The organism is Muricauda brasiliensis (assembly GCF_003057865.1).
Classification (GTDB): Bacteria; Bacteroidota; Bacteroidia; order Flavobacteriales; family Flavobacteriaceae; genus Flagellimonas; species Flagellimonas chongwuensis.
In genome coordinates this window covers 56,361-73,978 of record NZ_QBTW01000017.1, presented here as the reverse complement: position 1 = coordinate 73,978, position 17,618 = coordinate 56,361, and the positions used below count along the sequence as shown (strand labels likewise).

Below are 17,618 nucleotides of genomic sequence, written 5' to 3'. Positions count from 1 at the left end.
CTCCTAACTCCTAACTCCTAAGCTGTTAAAATACTATTAAGCCCCATCGGCCATTCCATAATTCTTCGCACTTTGTCACAAAATTGCAGCAAGCTCGTCTAAACAACAGACAACCTTTCCTCCCCAAAAGGCGTCTTAACATTGAAACCATATCTGTAATTATGTCCGTAAAACAGACCTTATTTCTTGCTTATTTTTCGCTTTTGATGGCACTTCCGATGGCCTCCCAGACCATTAGTTCGCGTTTGGTGGATGCCAAGACCCAAAAAGGAATTCCCTACGCCACCATCCAATATGGAGAGCACCAAGGAGTGGTCACTAATGATGAAGGCCGTTTCAGTTTTGTATTGGAAGAAGGCACCACCTTGCCCGACTCCATTTATGTGACTTCCATGGGCTACGAGAAAAAAGGCTTCACGCTGGAACAGATGCAGGACACCTTGGTTACTTTGAGTGCCAAGGCCATTGAATTGAGCGGTGTTTATGTTTTTGATAAAGAATTGGAGGTAGATGACATTATTGATAAAATGATAGAGAACATTCCCCAAAACGTGAACAAAGCCCCCGTAAAACAACGGTTTTTCCTTCGGAAATCGGAACTGGCCAACATGCACAAGGTGGATTTTGGGTTCGAAAAATCATCCATTAAAGAACTCAACAAGGAATTGATGGACAGCATTGCCCGTTCTATCCCTAAAAATGCTTCGCACTATACCGAAAGTTTTGGCGACTTCTATAAAAACAACACCGATTACAAGCTCAACATTCTAAAAGCGGCCGACCTGTACGATAAACGCGATGTGGGTTCTTTTGAAGATTTGGCGGAACACATGGAGGATATCTTTACAGCAAACGTAAAGCCGGGTTCTTATCTAAAGATAAAATCGGGGATTTTTAGTGAAAAGATACAGGTGGATTCCATTCTGGACACCATGGACGATGAACGGATGGACCAAGCCAAAAAGCTAAAAGCCCAAGTAAAAAAAGACAGTATCTCGGGCTTGACGGATAGTCAACGTTGGCAGTTCAAGGAACTATTGAGTCAACTGTACTATAAGGAAGACACCAAGCTGGATTTAGTGGACAAGAACCGCCGTTACGAGTTTAAGCTGGCAGGCTATGCCGATATTGGCGATGCAGGGGTGTACGTGGTCGATTTTTGGCCCAAGCGAAGCAGTGCAGATTTCAAGGGACGTCTCTACATCAACATTGAGGACTTTGCCGTAATGCGGTTGGATTTTAACAATACACAACGCTTGCGCAACTTTAGGTTGCTTGGTATTACCTACCGCGAAACGGTGTACAAGGGCACCATGCGATTTGCCAAATTGCCCAATGGCAAGTATGACCTTCAGTTTATGGAATTGGCCGATGGTAAATTCTTTGGTGTGGACAGACCGCTAAAAGTGGTGGAAAAGAACAAACATGTAAAAGGCCGTCGCAAACAGAACGAATTGAAGCTGAACATTGACTTCCAGATGAACGTTACCTCCAAGTGGGAGCTTGTAGTCTTTAACCAAGACAACATTGCCGAGAGCGAGTTCAAGTCCTTTAAAGAGGATAAAACGGTGAAGGCTACCTACATGCCACGCTACGATGCGGAGTTTTGGAAAGGCTACACCATTATGGAGCCCAACCAGGCCATTCGTGGGTTTACGGCTGAAAATTAGTGGGGTTGTTCAAATATATTTGCTATTCCTCTGGCTCACTTTGCTCTGGATAAACGATTTCTTTTCTTATATCAAAACCAAATCCTGCGAGGAGGGAAATGACTCCCATATAGTTATATTTTAGAATAAATTTGTGCAGTTCTTCTTTTATCTCCCTTGATATAGTATTATCAGAGGGGTCGCCAATTACTTTGATCCAATAAAACAAATAATTCTTCACCTGTTTTTTGCACACCAATTTGTTATCCAAATGACTTTGGAAGACACCGAATTTAAAAAGAAACCTATCAATACAAAGTTGAATATAAACTTCTTCCTTGGGTCTTTCATCTTGATTTATATGTTCCTTTAAACTGTCCAATAGTTTTTGCGGGTTAGCTTCCAAATACTCCGTTCTACCATCAAGTTCATTTTTATTTACAGCAAGGCAGGTAGTATAGCCATCAAGCATTAAAAAGGCTTTTTTTACATAGGAATCACCTATGAACCTTTGGTATTCACCCGCCAAAAATTCGGCTTCCTTCCACTTTTTATTCTTTTTATATTCCAAAAAGGCTATGATGGCACCAAAAAAAATCATGGTTGGAGCCAAAGCCTGAATGAACAAATCCCAATCTATTTCACACATACCTTCCTAATTAAGTTTTGAAACATAATAGTATTCTTATAAGAACTCCTTCAAAATTAATACTACCAATCCCTACCAAAGCAATCTATAAATATGGACAGGGATATGATCTTTTTAAGGGCAAACTGTCATATATGGCATTAACTCCCATGAATATAAATGTTTTCTTGGCTAGATAAATTGTGCACAAATGAAAAATGGACAAGTTGATGGATTTACCCGTTGGATTGATGACAACTACGGTTCTCCCGAAGCATTGGCCAAAGTTTTGGATCTAGCCTTGGGAATGTTGTTTTATTTGGAAGAAGATACTTTTGATCGAAAAGAAGTTCAAAAAGTGGTCGCTGCGCTTCGGGGGATTGCGGTTAGGTTGAGAAAATGAAATGCAAAGCAGCGATTGAGAAATCTCTCAATTCTTAGATTTCTCACACTCCCTTCGGTCGGTTCGAAATGACAAAAATCTACTTCGGGGAATTTTGAGGAATTCCTGCCTGCGGCAGGCAGGCGTGTCAAACCATGCCATTGATTATTGCTCACTGTCAATTGTTCATTGTTTCGGCCGGAGCAGTTTCCCTAAAAAGTAGAGAGCGGCCATAATCAGGAGCATCAACAATAACAGAAAACAGCTATTCAAAAGCACGGAACCCAGCCCTAGCTCCAGCACATTTAAAAAAGGATACGGATAAAAGCCAGAGAAATGTCCGCGGACCAACACAAAAACTACATACCCTAAAGGGTAAAACAGCCATTTGGAGAGCTGTTTCCATGCAACTACGGACTTGGAACAGAACATGAGCCAATACACATACATCAGTACAGGTATTATGGAATGCAATAGTTCATCCACCACCATTTGCAGGCCCGTTGGAGCCCAAAGTTTCCTGAGAACAAATTGGTACACCAATCCCACCACCAAGATAAAAGAGGTCAGAGCCATTGGCGTAGCCTTCCGGTGAAAAAGGGCCAGTCGTTTTTGGTCCGCCCCAAACACCCTAGTGGTAAAAAAGAGGGCAACCAACGTGTTGGTCAGAATGGTAAAATAGCTGATAAAACGCAACAAACTTTCAATCAGGGCGGTTTCTCTATTCTGGAGCATTAAATAGAGTTGGGCGAGTACGGCAAACCATCCTGCACACATCCCTAAAATCTCAAAATTTCTGCGCATGGTCGAAGATATTCAATTTTAAAGTTGCAATGCAACAGTATTATTCTGAATGTGAAGCTGAATCAAGTTCAGCACGACAACTTGCCCATTCGTAATGATTCGTGTAATTGGTGTAATTGGTGTAATTCGTGTCATGTTAAAGAATAAAGATTTCTCGACTGCTCCTTCGCTCTCCTTCGACTGCGCTCAGGATGACAACTCAGAAACCAGCTCGAAATGACATTATGTTCCTACGCTTTTGGCAAAAATACTTCGGCCATCATACAACGAGCGCTACCACCACCACAGGTCTCAATAGTATCCAACGGACTGTGAATGATGAGACAATGTTTTTCAATGGCCGTGATCTGTTCTTGTGTGAGGCTATTGTACGCTTGGGTGCTCATCACCATAAAACGCTTATCGTCGGCACCGATTACCTGTAGCATGTTTCCAGCAAAGTGGCACATTTGCTCTTCGGTAATGCGTATGATTTCCTTGCCGTCCATTTTAATATGGTCCACCACGTTTTTTCGCTCCTTTTTATCATCGATGGAATCCAAACAGATAACGGCAAAGGTTTCCGCCATGGCCATCATTACGTTGGTATGATAAATAGGCAATCGCTCACCTTCCACCGTTTGATTGGCATGAAATATTACCGGAAAACAATCAAAATCTTCACAAAATTCGATAAAGAGATCTTCGTGCGCGCGTTCGGACAATGCGCAATATGCTTTCTGGTTTACTCTGTCCAATAGAATGCTTCCAGTACCTTCCAAAAACACCTCTTCCTCTTCTGCGTCCGTGTAATCCATAAAATTATTGATTACAAAACCGTTGTCTTCCAAAAGTTCAAAGATATCCTCTCTTCGCTCCTTTCTGCGGTTTTCCGCAAACATCGGATATACGCAAACGGTTCCATTATCGTGAAAAGAGACCCAGTTGTTCGGAAATATGGAATCGGGAGTATCGCGCTCCATATTGTCGCTTATGGTGATCACGTTGACACCATTGTCCCGAAGTACCTTTACAAATTGGTCGAATTCTTCCTGTGCCTTTCTATTGATCTCGGCATTTTTTAGATGCGGGTCTTCCTGAAAATAATTGTTGACCGCAGTCTGTTCGTTCATCCTAAAGTTAACGGGGCGCACCATCAGAATGGTGTTGGTAATCTGATTCTTCAATACGTTGACTGTTTTTGGTATACCTGTGGCAGCAGGAAACGGGGTTATAAAATTTATGCTCTTACCAAAGGCATGGTGCTACATCGCAACAGACCTTCTTGCTTAGCTATTTCGGCATAGGGAATCTCCTCTACGGTAAATCCCTGGTCCCGAAGCCAATTGTTCAATCGGGTAAAATTCCTTTCCGAAACTACGACTTCCGGAGAAATAGAAAATACGTTGCTGAACATTTGATACATTTCTTCCTTTTCGATTTCAAAGATATTGTCCGGACCGAAGAAATCCACCAAATATTGGTATTCTTCTTCAACTAGAAATCCGTTCTTGTGCAAAATGGCCTTATCCTTTCCTACAGGTTGAAAACAACAATCCAAGTGCAATGCGTTTTCCCTTGGGTCGGTATTCGATTTTCTCAGTTCAAAGGATTTCACGGTTTTATGAGGGAACATATCCCGAATAAACTCCACTGCTTCAATATTGGTTCGTGCCGTGATATAACTTGCGTAATCGCTCCCTGTATAGGTGCCAATAAAAATATGGTCGTTCCAGGGCATTACATCGCCACCTTCAATATGTACCTCGGCTGGTGGCCGTATAATTTTATTGGGGTCAATATCATCCAAAACCTCATGGATTGCTTCGAACTCTCTTTCGCGATCGGGCAGAATATTGGCGTGAAACAATTTATCCTCTATTACAAAGGCGATATCCCTGGCAAATATCTGGTTACAATCTTCCAATACCTCGGGCCGATAAACCTTTACATCATATTTATGGAATACACTGGTAAAAGCATCCATTTCTTTGATCATATCTGCCTCCTTTGGATACGTACCTGCTTTGATAAATTCGATGGATTTTGGGTCGTAGGCTTCCTCAATAGTCGGAACTGGCCCACAACTTTCTGCAGTTCCTAAAATGACTGCTTTTAAAGGGCTGGTTTCATCAACAACGTTCAAATCTATCATACTAGGGTTATTTGTCTCCGAAAATATCGGCAGATATGATCAATACGAAAAAATCTTAAAATTTCTATGGCAAATCTAGTGTTTTAGTTGAATTTTATTGCTCGCGTAAATAAGAAAATCCTCCAACTTTTCAATGCCTTACCCTCTAGAAGTATGGTTTGCAGTTTTAAAACGGGGTAATTTTTATCAAAACCTCAAAATACTGTTCAAAAACTCAAAAACTGACATATATCAGGCACTTAAAATGTTTTTATTACTACTTTTGTTTTAAGATTTTTCTTACCTATGAAAAAATTAATGCTCACATCCATTCTACTGGCAACTTTAGCAGTTGTCTTTGGGGGCATGAATGCTTTCCAAAAAATAGATCGTTTTAGCTTTATTTCCAAAACTGGGACTGCTGCTAATCATGAGATGATTCATGTGGTAAAATATGATGATTGCATTACCCAAGAGGACTTGCCCAAGAGACATTTTCTGTTTACACACCAGATAACCCATCAGCATATAGAACCTGAATACAATAGAGTGAACGAATCAGCGAGGAAATATAGCACAGCGTTGGATTCTACCCTAAAGAGCTTGAGTACTGTGGATGCCCATGACTTTATCCACAAAACTTTTCAAGATGCAAAAAATGAAGCATCCAGAGAGGACATTTCCGAAATGCAAAGGCATTACCAGTTTGAAATAATGCGAATGTGCCTAGATAAGGATAAGCATTTAAACCAAAACACAATAGGACGCATTCTATAGTTAGTTAATTTGTCCCATTGAAAAAGGGGACGATAATCGCCCCCTTTTTTATTCTCAATGTTCCAAATCTTATCTTTTTTCCAAAGGAACAAAGCTTCTGTGGTTTTCACCGATGTAAACCTGTCTTGGTCTACCTATCGGTTCTTTTCTCAATCTCATTTCTCTCCATTGTGCAATCCAACCGGGCAATCTACCCAATGCGAACATTACAGTGAACATTTCTGTTGGAATACCCAGCGCACGATAGATAATCCCCGAATAGAAATCCACGTTGGGGTACAGTTTTCTATCTACAAAGTAGCTGTCTTCCAAGGCTTCTTTCTCCAGACCTTTGGCAATATCCAAAATAGGGTCTTCTATACCTAAATTGCCCAATACCTCGTCTGCGGACTTTTTTATAATCTTGGCTCTTGGGTCAAAGTTTTTATATACTCTGTGTCCAAAGCCCATCAACCTGAAAGGATCTTCCTTATCCTTGGCTTTGGCCATGTATTTTTTAGTATCACCACCATCTGCTTCGATAGCTTCCAACATTTCCAGTACAGCTTGATTGGCCCCACCATGCAATGGCCCCCATAGTGCGGATATACCTGCGGAAAGTGAAGCAAAAAGACCGGCATGGGAAGAACCCACGATTCTTACCGTAGAAGTGGAACAGTTTTGTTCGTGATCTGCGTGCAAAATCAACAATTTGTCCAAAGCGTCGATTGCTATTGGGTCTCTTTTATATTCTTGATTTGGTCTTTTGAACATCATTTTATGGATGTTTTCCACATAGCCCAAAGTATCATCCCCATAATCCAATGGAAGACCTTTTTTCTTACGTAAGGTCCAAGCCACCAAAACCGGGAACTTTGCCAAAATACGTACAATGGAGTTGTACATAGCGGACTCCGAAGAAACGTCCACACAAGATGGATTAAAAGCGACCAAAGCACTTGTCAACGAAGATAGCACGCCCATAGGGTGGGCAGATTTTGGAAAGCCATCCAAAATTTTCTTCATCTCCTCGTCCACTTGGGATTCTTCTTTAATGTCGCTGTGGAATTTTTCAAGCTGCTCCTTGTTGGGCAACTCGCCAAAAATCAGAAGATATGCAACTTCCAAAAAGTCAGCTTTCTCGGCAAGATCTTCAATGGAATATCCTCGATATCTCAAAATACCTTTTTCGCCATCGAGGAATGTTATGGCACTTTCACAAGACCCAGTGTTTTTGTAACCGGGGTCTATGGTCACCATTCCTGTTGCGGCCCTCAAGGTTTTGATATCTATGGCCAATTCATCTTCAGTACCTTTTATAACGGGGAATTCGTATCTTTCTCCCCCATATTCGAGTATAGCTTTATCCGACATTTTATGTTTTAATAGATTAGTAAAAATAGAATGCGAAAATTACGAAAAAGCACAGCCATTAACAATTTCCAGCTGCTATTTGTGCTGATATTAACGCTAAAATGATATATAAAAATTGGGTCAATCCAATTTGTAGAGCACTTTGTAATATTCGTCTACGGATTTCTGCCATGTAAAGCGCTTTTTTCGTGCCGCAGCCTGTATTTTTTTCCAAGTTGGTTTATCATTTGCAAACACATCCAAGGCTATATCCATTGCTTCCAACATGCTTTTAATTTTTTCATCGTAGCTATCGCCATCAAAACTAAAACCTGTCCTCATATGTTCAACGGTATCCTTTAACCCTCCGGTATGGTGGACCAAACATGGATTCCCATTTCTCATAGCAAGCATTTGACTGATGCCACAAGGTTCAAAAAGGCTGGGCATAAAATACAGGTCGGATTCCAGGTACATGGAATCAATGAGCTTTTCTGACTGACCGTTTGTGAATATAAAGTTCTTGTGCTGGTAGCTCAATTTCCTGAAGAGTTCCTCATACTCTGGAGCTCCGGTGCCCAATAACATAAATATACCATCGACCTTTTCGAGCTTTTTCAGTATTTCCACAAAGGCTTCTGGCGACCTCATGAAAAAGTAAAATTTTTGCTCTGTCAACCTAGCTACGCTCGAGGCGATAAACTTGGGACGCTCTTCCACAAATGCCATGATTTTTTCCCCGGTATGGGCCAAAAAATCGGCCTTGTATTTTTTATCCTCTTGCTGCAACCATCCAAACAATGCTTTGACCGTATTGCGGTAGATATTACCTTTCTTTTCCTTGTTGATGTTTTTATAGTTACAACCGTTCAGTATGCCAAACAACCGTCCTTCTTCATCCGCCTTTTGTAAATCTGTTTCCAAGCCTTCCCCTCCAATGAACTCGGGTGGTGAACTGGGCAACAACACATCATCTTTATAGGATGGTGATACCGTATGTACGGCATCCGCAAATCGAATGCCCACGGCCATAAGGTTGATACAATCCTGATATCTATGGTCCATCAACTTTTGATAATCTAACGGAACATTGGGGAACCAGTTTTTAACGGAGGAATAATTATTGTCAAATGGACGTATGCCTTGAATGGCCAAATTATGGATGCTATAAACAATCCTGATGTCCTTCAGATTGGTATATTCTGGATGGTATTCGCGCAAGAACAATAATAGGCTGGAGTGCCAATCGTGCAGGTGTACCAAATCTACATCTCCAAATGCTCCCTGCTTTATGGCTTCGGCTACCGCGGTACAAAAGATAAAATACTTAATGGCATCGGTATAGAAGGGTTCTTCTGGGTCGTTGTGGTAAATGTGCGCAATATCGCCAGCTTCAATTTCTGGATGATGCAGCACATAATGAAAAATATTAGGGAACTCCTTTTTAGGTTTTACTTCGTAAAGTTCTGCGGTATACCCCAAACCGCGCAGTGTAAAATTTACCGTTGTTCTCGGTAAGCCCCCATGATGCAATCTAGAGTATGCAGGTACAACCACATGTACCTTATCACCCTTTTCCGAAATCTGCCTGGGTACATCGCGAACCACGTCGCCCATGCCACCAGCTTTACAGTTTTCCAAAGCGTCATTTTCGGCGGCAATAAAAAGAAAGTTGTTCATGCGGGAGAAATATTTGAATGTTTGTTTAGTGAACCCTTAATTTAACCAAAGTTTGGAACCGAAACAAAAAAAAGCCTTTCCGGGTTAGGAAAGGCTTTTTGTATGCTAAAAAATCATTATTCTTAGTTTACCTTGAAGGCTTTTTCTTGTGGATAATAGGCAACTTCGCCCAATTCTTCCTCAATCCTCAATAATTGGTTGTATTTGGCCATACGGTCACTTCTGGACGCAGAACCTGTCTTAATCTGACCTGTGTTCAATGCCACTGCCAAATCAGCGATGGTGTTGTCCTCTGTTTCACCAGATCTATGAGACATTACGGAAGTATATCCAGCATTCTTAGCCATGTTTACAGCAGCAATGGTCTCCGTTAATGTTCCGATTTGATTTACTTTGATCAAGATGGAATTGGCAATACCGTTTTCAATACCACGAGACAAACGCTCTACGTTGGTCACGAACAAGTCATCCCCAACCAATTGAACTTTGTCACCGATTTTTTCAGTCAAAACTTTCCAACCTTCCCAATCGTTCTCATCCATTCCATCTTCAATGGAGATGATCGGATATTTTTCACAAAGGTCGGCAAGGTACTGAGCCTGCTCCTCAGAAGTACGCACTACACCTTTGCTTCCTTCAAATTTTGTATAATCGTAAGCACCGTCTACATAAAATTCTGCCGAAGCACAATCCAATGCTATCATAATCTCGTCACCCAATTTGTAACCTGCTTTTTCCACAGCTTTTGCGATAGTATCCAAAGCATCTTCGGTACCACCTTCCAATGTAGGTGCAAATCCACCTTCATCACCTACAGCAGTGCTCAAATTACGATCGTGCAATACTTTCTTAAGGTTATGGAAGATTTCCGTTCCCATTTGCATGGCATGACTAAAATCCTTTGCCTTAACTGGCATTACCATAAATTCTTGGAACGCAATGGGAGCATCTGAGTGCGACCCTCCGTTGATAATGTTCATCATTGGAACAGGAAGCGTATTGGCACTAACACCACCTACATATCGGTACAATGGCATACCCAACTCATTGGCCGCAGCTTTCGCCACTGCCAAGGATACACCCAAAATAGCGTTGGCACCCAATTTTGATTTGTTCGGAGTTCCGTCCAACTCGATCATAGTTTGATCAATATGGTTCTGTTCAAAAACCGAAGTACCGATAAGCTCCTCGGCGATAATCGTATTTACGTTGTTTACGGCCTTGCCCACTCCTTTACCCATAAAGGAATCGCCGCCATCTCGCAATTCAACGGCTTCATGCTCCCCAGTAGAGGCTCCGGAAGGTACTGCTGCCCTTCCCACTATTCCATTTTCTGTTGTTACATCTACTTCTACTGTCGGGTTCCCTCTGGAATCCAATATTTGTCTTGCATGAATGTTGATAATGATGCTCATTTTAATTCAATGTTTTATAGTTGTGATTATTGGCTAAAGATACAAAAGACAGTGTTTTTAACTCCATGATATTACTCACAAAACGCACTTAAATACTTAAAAACAAAACTATATCGTTTTAGTTTTTACTAGCCTTGATCAAATCGAAGAACTGGTCGAACAGATAGTCTGCATCGTGTGGACCTGGACTTGCTTCGGGATGGTATTGCACCGAGAATACGTCCTTGTTCTTCATTTTGATTCCTGCAACGGTTTGATCGTTCAAATGCGTGTGGGTAATCTCCAACTCAGCATTTGCTTCGGTCTCTTCCCTGTTTACCGCGAATCCGTGGTTTTGTGAGGTAATTTCTCCTTTGCCCGTAACCAAGTTTAGGATCGGGTGATTGATTCCCCTGTGACCATTGTGCATCTTATAGGTGGAAACCCCGTTGGCCAAGGCCAATACTTGGTGCCCCAAACAGATTCCGAACAAAGGTTTATCAGAAGCAATCATTTCCTTGGTGGCCGCCACGGCATCGGTCAACGGTTCTGGATCCCCAGGACCATTGGATATAAAATAACCGTCAGGGTTCCATTCTTTCATTGCATCATACGATGAATTATATGGGAATACTTTGATATAGGCTCCCCTCTTTGCCAAATTCCTCAAAATGTTCTTTTTGATCCCGATATCCAAAGCGGAGATTTTAATCTCAGCGTTTTCGTCTCCGTAGAAATAAGGTTCTTTTGTGGATACTTTGGATGAAAGTTCCAAGCCTTCCATACTGGGGACTTGCTTCAATTCTTTTTTTAACGCATCAATATCATCCACTTTTGTGGAGATCAAGGCATTCATGGCGCCATTGTCACGAATATAGCTCACCAAAGCACGGGTGTCCACATCTGAAATGGCCAAAAGGTTGTTTTTGTCCAAAAACTCCAACAAACTCATGTCCGCATTGGGTCTTGAGTAATCGTAACTGAAATTTTTACAGATCAAACCGGCAATCTTCACGGAATCAGATTCCACTTCTTCCAAATTGGCCCCATAATTCCCAATGTGTGCATTGGTGGTGACCATTAACTGTCCGTAATAGGACGGGTCTGTAAAAATCTCTTGGTAACCCGTCATCCCAGTATTGAAACAAACTTCCCCTACTGCGGTACCTTCTCTTCCTCCAACGGCCTTGCCATAAAATATGGTTCCATCCGCTAACAAAATCAACGCTTTTTTCTTTGTGTGATACTTCATTTCGTGCTCTAGTTTCAGTTTTGACAAAAAAACATAAAAAAAGGATAAGTTCTCACTTATCCTTTTTCGTTAAATACAATAGTTAATAACATTCTTCTTATTCTTCAGAATCGTCAGTTTTGGTTTCGGCCGCTGGAGCTGGTGTTTCAGCTTTTTTGGCTGCGCCTCCTCTTCTACTTCTTCTGGTTGATTTCTTCTTAGGCTTACCTGCATTGTAAAGCTCATTGAAATCTACCAACTCGATCATCGCCATATCAGCGTTATCTCCCAATCGGTTACCCAATTTTATGATTCTTGTATAACCACCTGGTCTGTCACCAACTTTCTCTGCAACGTTGCTGAACAATTCTGTTACAGCTTCCTTGCTTCTTAAGTTACTGAATACAACCCTTCTGTTATGCGTACCTTTTTCGGTAGTTTGGTTGTTCTCGGTCTTTGCTTTTGTGATCAAAGGCTCAATAAACTGTTTCAACGCCTTGGCTTTTGCAACCGTAGTGTTGATTCTTTTGTGTTCGATAAGGGAACAACCCATGTTGGCCAACATTGCCTTTCTGTGGGCAGATGTTCTACCTAAGTGATTAAACTTCTTTCCGTGTCTCATTGTTCTAAGTTATCATCTTGCTACCAGATCTTGTTTTACCAAGAGAGCAAAATATGATTATTAATCTTTATCTAATTTGTATTTGGAAAGGTCCATACCAAATTGTAGGCCTTTGTTTATGACCAATTCTTCCAACTCGGTCAAAGATTTTTTACCGAAGTTTCTGAATTTCATCAAATCGTTTTTGTTGAAGGAAACCAAATCTCCCAAAGTATCCACTTCGGCAGCTTTTAGACAGTTCAACGCCCTTACGGACAAGTCCATGTCTACCAATTTGGTCTTCAACAACTGTCGCATGTGCAATGATTCCTCATCGTAGGTCTCGGTCTGAGCAATCTCATCAGCCTCAAGGGTGATACGCTCATCAGAGAACAACATAAAGTGGTGAATCAAAACTTTAGCGGCCTCTGTCAATGCATCTTTAGGGTGGATGGAACCATCAGTGATGATTTCAAAAACCAATTTTTCATAATCGGTCTTTTGCTCTACCCTATAGTTTTCGATGCTGTATTTTACGTTCTTTACTGGAGTGTAAACAGAATCAACCGCAATGCTTCCTAAAGGTGCATTGGATTTTTTGTTTTCCTCAGCAGGAACATAACCACGACCTTTTTCGATAACAATCTCCATGTTGATGTTGACCTTTGGGTCCATGTTACAGATTACCAAATCCGGGTTAAGGACTTGATATCCTGAGATGAACTTTTGGAAGTCACCGGCAGTCATCTGCTCTTTTCCGCTAACGGAAATAGATACAGTCTCGCTCTCAACATCATCAATCTGTCTTTTAAACCTAACTTGTTTTAAGTTCAGGATAATTTCGGTAACGTCTTCAACAACGCCTGGGATAACAGAAAACTCATGTTCAACTCCATCTATGCGCACAGAAGTGATGGCAAAACCTTCCAAAGAGGAAAGCAAAACCCTTCTCAGCGCATTCCCAACTGTTAATCCATATCCAGGTTCCAAGGGACGAAATTCGAATTTCCCCTCGAAATCTGTTGAATCGATCATTATAACTTTATCGGGCTTCTGAAAATTAAGTAATGCCATAATTGGATTAATGTTGAATTCTTATTTAGAGTATAATTCGACTATCAGTTGCTCCTTGATATTCTCAGGGATCTGTAGTCTTTCTGGAACAGCTACATAAGTACCTTCTTTCTTTTCAGAGTTCCAAGTAATCCATTCGTAAACACTGCTATTGTTAGCCAATGAATCCACGATGGATTGTACGGATTTGGATTTTTCCCTAACACCTACCACATCACCGGCCTTTAGCGAGTAAGATGGAATGTTAACGACCTCTCCGTTTACTGTAATATGACGGTGCGATACCAATTGGCGTGCACCTCTTCTTGATGGGGAAACTCCCATTCTGAAAACCACGTTATCTAAACGTGACTCACACAATTGAAGCAAAACCTCACCGGTAACTCCTTCTTTTCTTTTTGCCTCGGCAAATAGATTACGGAATTGCTTTTCCAAAATACCATATGTGTATTTTGCCTTCTGCTTCTCCATCAACTGGATTGCATATTCAGACTTTTTACCACGACGTCTGTTGTTACCGTGTTGTCCTGGAGGGTAATTTTTCTTTTCGAATGACTTATCGTCTCCGAAAATCGCTTCTCCAAATTTTCTAGCGATTTTTGTTTTTGGTCCTGTATATCTTGCCATCTTCTTTTAGTTTGAAAGTGCGATTATGAATTAAGGCTTATCCTTCGATAATCTAACTGCACCTTCGGGTGAAGACCCTTTTTAGGGGGCCCGTTAAACAATATAATTGATAATTAAACTCTTCTTCTTTTAGGAGGTCTACAACCATTGTGTGGTAGTGGAGTAACATCAACGATCTCTGTTACTTCAATTCCTGAGTTGTGAATGGAACGGATAGCTGATTCCCTACCGTTACCTGGTCCTTTTACATAAACCTTCACTTTTCTCAAGCCTGCCTCATGAGCAACCTTGGCACAATCTTCGGCCGCAACCTGAGCTGCGTAGGGAGTGTTCTTTTTAGAGCCACGGAATCCCATTTTCCCTGCAGATGACCATGAAATAACATCACCCTTCTTATTGGTAAGGGAAATAATGATGTTGTTGAAAGATGCTACAACGTGCGCCTCTCCTGTAGCATCTACTACTACTTTGCGCTTCTTGGTTGTAGTTTTACTTGTTTTTGCCATATTTTTTAGTTTCTAGTGTTAGCTCTTAGTTATTGGAATCCTAGACTTTTACATTTCAAACAGATTCTTCTAACGTCTAAATACTAATGACTATGTTCTTATTATTTAGTTGCCTTTTTCTTGTTAGCAACCGTTTTTCTTTTTCCTTTTCTGGTCCTAGAGTTGTTCTTTGTACGTTGACCTCTCAATGGCAATCCAGCTCTGTGACGAATTCCACGGTAACAACCGATGTCCATCAAACGTTTGATGTTCATTGAGGTTTCTGAGCGAAGCTCACCTTCGATAGTGTAAGCGGAAACAGCCTCCCTGATTCTACCAATCTCATCATCTGTCCAATCGGAAACCTTGGTATCTTCACTTACCTGCGCCGTTTTCAAAATCTCTTGCGCTCTGCTATTACCTACTCCGAAGATATAGGTAAGCGAAACAACGCCACGCTTTTGTTTAGGTATATCTACACCTGCAATTCTTGCCATAATTACCCTTGTCTTTGTTTAAATCTAGGATTCTTTTTGTTGATCACATACAATCTGCCCTTTCTGCGAACAATCTTGCAGTCGGCACTTCTCTTCTTTATTGATGCTCTTACTTTCATGTAACTAGTATCTATACGTAATTCTTGCTTTTGTTAAATCGTACGGACTCATTTCCAACTTCACTTTATCACCGGGAAGCAGCTTTATGTAGTGCATACGCATTTTCCCTGATATGTGCGCCGTTACAACGTGCCCATTTTCCAATTCTACCCTGAACATTGCATTGGACAATGCTTCAATGATAGTCCCGTCTTGTTCTATTGCTGGCTGCTTTGCCATAAATTATGCTACTTTTCTGTTTTTACCGGTTTTCATCAAGCCGTCGTAATGTCTATTCAACAAATAAGAATTTACTTGTTGTACTGTGTCTATGGCCACACCTACCATAATCAATAGTGAGGTTCCTCCATAAAACAATGCCCATCCGGCCTGTACGTCCATCAATTTCACAACAATCGCAGGCAATACTGCCAACAATGCCAAAAAGATAGATCCTGGTAATGTAATCAAGGACATGATTTTGTCCAAATAATTTCCCGTTTCCTTTCCAGGACGTATACCTGGGATGAAACCACCACTTCTTTTTAAATCATCGGCCATTTTATTGGTTGGCACTGTGATTGCTGTATAGAAGTATGTGAATATGATGATCAATACTGCAAACAGGATATTGTATGCCAACCCGAATATATCGGCAAATTGTACTTCCATCCATTGACCTGCAGCAGTATCATTAAAGGTTCTACCAATCAAACTTGGTGCGAACATAATTGCCTGCGCAAAGATAATAGGCATTACACCAGATGCATTCAATTTTAAAGGAATGTACTGACGTGCCCCCATTACGTTCTTTTCGTATCCGCCCGAAGCTGTTCTTCTTGCGTATTGTACTGGAATCTGTCTTACGGCCATGGTCAAATAAACACTGGCCAATATTACCAAGAACCAAACAATCACCTCAATCAACATAAACATGATTCCACCGGTATTGTTGGTTGTTCTTGAAACAAATTCCTGTGCAAATGCTTGTGGCATTGTAGCGATAATACCTACCATAATCAATAGGGATATACCGTTTCCGATTCCCTTATCGGTAATTTTTTCACCCAACCACATGGCGAACACACATCCTGTTACCAATATAATAACAGCTGGAACGATAAAATCCAAACCTTTACCCAAAACAAATGCACTGTCCGGCACACCTAGGGCACCTAGACCGTACAAGTAGGCTGGGGCTTGAACTATACAGATACCTATGGTTAACCAACGGGTTATCTGATTGATGGTCTTTCTACCACTCTCTCCTTCTTTCTGTAGTTTTTGAAGGTAGGGAATCGCAATTCCCATCAACTGAACCACAATCGAAGCGGAGATGTAGGGCATAATACCCAAAGCGAATACCGAAGCATTCGCAAAAGCACCACCTGTAAAAGCATTCAGAATACCCAAGATTCCATTTTCGGTCTGCGAGGATAATTGGGCCAATTGGGCGGTATCAATACCCGGAAGGACAACTTGGGCACCGAATCGGTACACCAATAACAACCCCAATGTTAGGATAATACGTTGTCTCAGTTCATCTATCTTCCAGATATTTGATATGGTCTCAATAAATTTCTTCATGCTATAACTTCTTATAAACTTATTGCTTCACCTCCTGCTGACTCGATGGCAGCTTTTGCGGAAGCAGTAAATTTATGTACAGATACTTTAAGGGACGCCTTCAATTCGCCATCACCCAATATCTTTACCAAATCATTTTTGTGGGCCAATCCGTTCTCCAAAAGAGTTTCCAAGGTAACCTCGTTTTTAACAACGCCCTTATCTACCAACTCTTGTAGTTTACCTAAATTAATCCCAGTGTACTCTTTTCTGTTGATGTTGGTAAAACCGAACTTTGGTACACGTCTCTGCAATGGCATCTGACCACCTTCGAAACCAATCTTTTTGGAATATCCAGATCTAGACTTGGCTCCTTTGTGCCCACGGGTAGAAGTTCCTCCTTTACCGGAGCCTTCTCCACGTCCTACACGTTTTCCTTCTCTGTGCACAGCGCCATCCGCTGGTTTAAGATTATTTAAATCCATGTGCCTTTATATTTTTAAGCTTCCTCAGTGGAAACCAAGTGTTTTACCTTATTTACCATTCCAAGGATACTAGGAGTTGCTTCGTGCTCAACTACCTGTCCGATTTTTTTCAGTCCAAGAGCTTCCAAAGTTCTTTTTTGGTTTTGTGGCTTTTTAATGCCGCTCTTTATTTGCTTAACCTTAATCTTTGACAT

Annotated in this window: 21 protein-coding genes; 3 read left to right on the top strand and 18 right to left on the bottom strand. The window is 41.2% G+C overall.

Annotated features, from left to right (window positions below):
* Positions 1 to 161 precede the first annotated feature (161 nt).
* The gene (locus tag DCK90_RS14080) at positions 162 to 1,670 is read left to right on the top strand and encodes a peptidase associated/transthyretin-like domain-containing protein (RefSeq protein WP_108246843.1); all 1,509 of its coding nucleotides are present in this window, start codon (positions 162 to 164) and stop codon (positions 1,668 to 1,670) included.
* 22 nt (positions 1,671 to 1,692) lie between these two features.
* Here the strand turns inward: DCK90_RS14080 and DCK90_RS14075 are convergent, their stop codons facing one another.
* Positions 1,693 to 2,298, bottom strand: a complete 606-nt coding sequence (locus tag DCK90_RS14075) for a hypothetical protein (protein ID WP_108246842.1) — start codon at positions 2,296 to 2,298, stop codon at positions 1,693 to 1,695.
* A 190-nt stretch (positions 2,299 to 2,488) separates the two neighbouring features.
* On the opposite strand from DCK90_RS14075, the gene DCK90_RS14070 reads away from it, so the two are divergent.
* Positions 2,489 to 2,680 carry a hypothetical protein gene (locus tag DCK90_RS14070; protein ID WP_108246841.1) on the top strand — a complete coding sequence of 64 codons (192 nt, stop codon included), beginning with the start codon at positions 2,489 to 2,491 and terminating at the stop codon, positions 2,678 to 2,680.
* Between the two features lie 165 nt (positions 2,681 to 2,845).
* Here DCK90_RS14070 and DCK90_RS14065 read toward each other — a convergent pair whose 3' ends face one another.
* The 3 genes from DCK90_RS14065 to DCK90_RS14055 form a co-directional block, all read right to left on the bottom strand.
* On the bottom strand, positions 2,846 to 3,463 hold the full coding sequence (locus DCK90_RS14065) for a Pr6Pr family membrane protein (protein ID WP_108246840.1): 618 nt from the start codon (positions 3,461 to 3,463) through the stop codon (positions 2,846 to 2,848).
* A gap of 230 nt (positions 3,464 to 3,693) precedes the next feature.
* Positions 3,694 to 4,599 (bottom strand): citrulline utilization hydrolase CtlX, encoded by a 906-nt coding sequence (ctlX, locus tag DCK90_RS14060; protein ID WP_108246839.1) that lies wholly within the window; start codon positions 4,597 to 4,599, stop codon positions 3,694 to 3,696.
* A gap of 83 nt (positions 4,600 to 4,682) precedes the next feature.
* On the bottom strand, positions 4,683 to 5,597 hold the full coding sequence (locus tag DCK90_RS14055) for a dimethylarginine dimethylaminohydrolase family protein (protein ID WP_108246838.1): 915 nt from the start codon (positions 5,595 to 5,597) through the stop codon (positions 4,683 to 4,685).
* A gap of 285 nt (positions 5,598 to 5,882) precedes the next feature.
* On the opposite strand from DCK90_RS14055, the gene DCK90_RS14050 reads away from it, so the two are divergent.
* Positions 5,883 to 6,353, top strand: a complete 471-nt coding sequence (locus tag DCK90_RS14050; protein ID WP_108246837.1) for a hypothetical protein — start codon at positions 5,883 to 5,885, stop codon at positions 6,351 to 6,353.
* A 69-nt stretch (positions 6,354 to 6,422) separates the two neighbouring features.
* Here DCK90_RS14050 and DCK90_RS14045 read toward each other — a convergent pair whose 3' ends face one another.
* From DCK90_RS14045 to rpmD, 14 genes are all read right to left on the bottom strand, one after another.
* Positions 6,423 to 7,706 carry a citrate synthase gene (locus DCK90_RS14045; RefSeq protein WP_108246836.1) on the bottom strand — a complete coding sequence of 428 codons (1,284 nt, stop codon included), beginning with the start codon at positions 7,704 to 7,706 and terminating at the stop codon, positions 6,423 to 6,425.
* 120 nt (positions 7,707 to 7,826) lie between these two features.
* On the bottom strand, positions 7,827 to 9,365 hold the full coding sequence (locus DCK90_RS14040; RefSeq protein WP_108246835.1) for a glycogen synthase: 1,539 nt from the start codon (positions 9,363 to 9,365) through the stop codon (positions 7,827 to 7,829).
* 122 nt (positions 9,366 to 9,487) lie between these two features.
* Positions 9,488 to 10,780 (bottom strand): phosphopyruvate hydratase, encoded by a 1,293-nt coding sequence (eno, locus tag DCK90_RS14035; protein WP_108246834.1) that lies wholly within the window; start codon positions 10,778 to 10,780, stop codon positions 9,488 to 9,490.
* Positions 10,781 to 10,898: 118 nt separating this feature from the next.
* Complete coding sequence (gene carA, locus DCK90_RS14030) at positions 10,899 to 12,011, bottom strand: glutamine-hydrolyzing carbamoyl-phosphate synthase small subunit (RefSeq protein ID WP_108246833.1); 1,113 nt, start codon at positions 12,009 to 12,011, stop codon at positions 10,899 to 10,901.
* 97 nt (positions 12,012 to 12,108) lie between these two features.
* Positions 12,109 to 12,612 carry a 50S ribosomal protein L17 gene (gene rplQ / locus DCK90_RS14025; RefSeq protein WP_108246832.1) on the bottom strand — a complete coding sequence of 168 codons (504 nt, stop codon included), beginning with the start codon at positions 12,610 to 12,612 and terminating at the stop codon, positions 12,109 to 12,111.
* Between the two features lie 60 nt (positions 12,613 to 12,672).
* Positions 12,673 to 13,665 carry a DNA-directed RNA polymerase subunit alpha gene (locus DCK90_RS14020; protein ID WP_108246831.1) on the bottom strand — a complete coding sequence of 331 codons (993 nt, stop codon included), beginning with the start codon at positions 13,663 to 13,665 and terminating at the stop codon, positions 12,673 to 12,675.
* Between the two features lie 21 nt (positions 13,666 to 13,686).
* Positions 13,687 to 14,292, bottom strand: coding sequence for a 30S ribosomal protein S4 (gene rpsD, locus DCK90_RS14015; protein ID WP_108246830.1), 606 nt, complete (start codon positions 14,290 to 14,292; stop codon positions 13,687 to 13,689).
* Between the two features lie 113 nt (positions 14,293 to 14,405).
* Complete coding sequence (rpsK, locus tag DCK90_RS14010) at positions 14,406 to 14,798, bottom strand: 30S ribosomal protein S11 (protein WP_108246829.1); 393 nt, start codon at positions 14,796 to 14,798, stop codon at positions 14,406 to 14,408.
* 101 nt (positions 14,799 to 14,899) lie between these two features.
* On the bottom strand, positions 14,900 to 15,274 hold the full coding sequence (gene rpsM, locus DCK90_RS14005; RefSeq protein ID WP_108246828.1) for a 30S ribosomal protein S13: 375 nt from the start codon (positions 15,272 to 15,274) through the stop codon (positions 14,900 to 14,902).
* A gap of 2 nt (positions 15,275 to 15,276) precedes the next feature.
* A complete protein-coding gene (gene ykgO, locus DCK90_RS14000) occupies positions 15,277 to 15,393 on the bottom strand; it encodes a type B 50S ribosomal protein L36 (protein ID WP_010519235.1) in 117 nt (38 codons plus the stop codon).
* 4 nt (positions 15,394 to 15,397) lie between these two features.
* Entirely contained in the window at positions 15,398 to 15,613 is a 216-nt protein-coding gene (gene infA / locus DCK90_RS13995; protein ID WP_014031991.1) for a translation initiation factor IF-1, read from the bottom strand.
* Between the two features lie 3 nt (positions 15,614 to 15,616).
* Positions 15,617 to 16,960, bottom strand: a complete 1,344-nt coding sequence (gene secY / locus DCK90_RS13990) for a preprotein translocase subunit SecY (protein WP_108246827.1) — start codon at positions 16,958 to 16,960, stop codon at positions 15,617 to 15,619.
* 11 nt (positions 16,961 to 16,971) lie between these two features.
* The gene (rplO, locus tag DCK90_RS13985) at positions 16,972 to 17,424 is read right to left on the bottom strand and encodes a 50S ribosomal protein L15 (protein ID WP_108246826.1); all 453 of its coding nucleotides are present in this window, start codon (positions 17,422 to 17,424) and stop codon (positions 16,972 to 16,974) included.
* A 14-nt stretch (positions 17,425 to 17,438) separates the two neighbouring features.
* Positions 17,439 to 17,618, bottom strand: a complete 180-nt coding sequence (gene rpmD / locus DCK90_RS13980) for a 50S ribosomal protein L30 (RefSeq protein WP_108246825.1) — start codon at positions 17,616 to 17,618, stop codon at positions 17,439 to 17,441.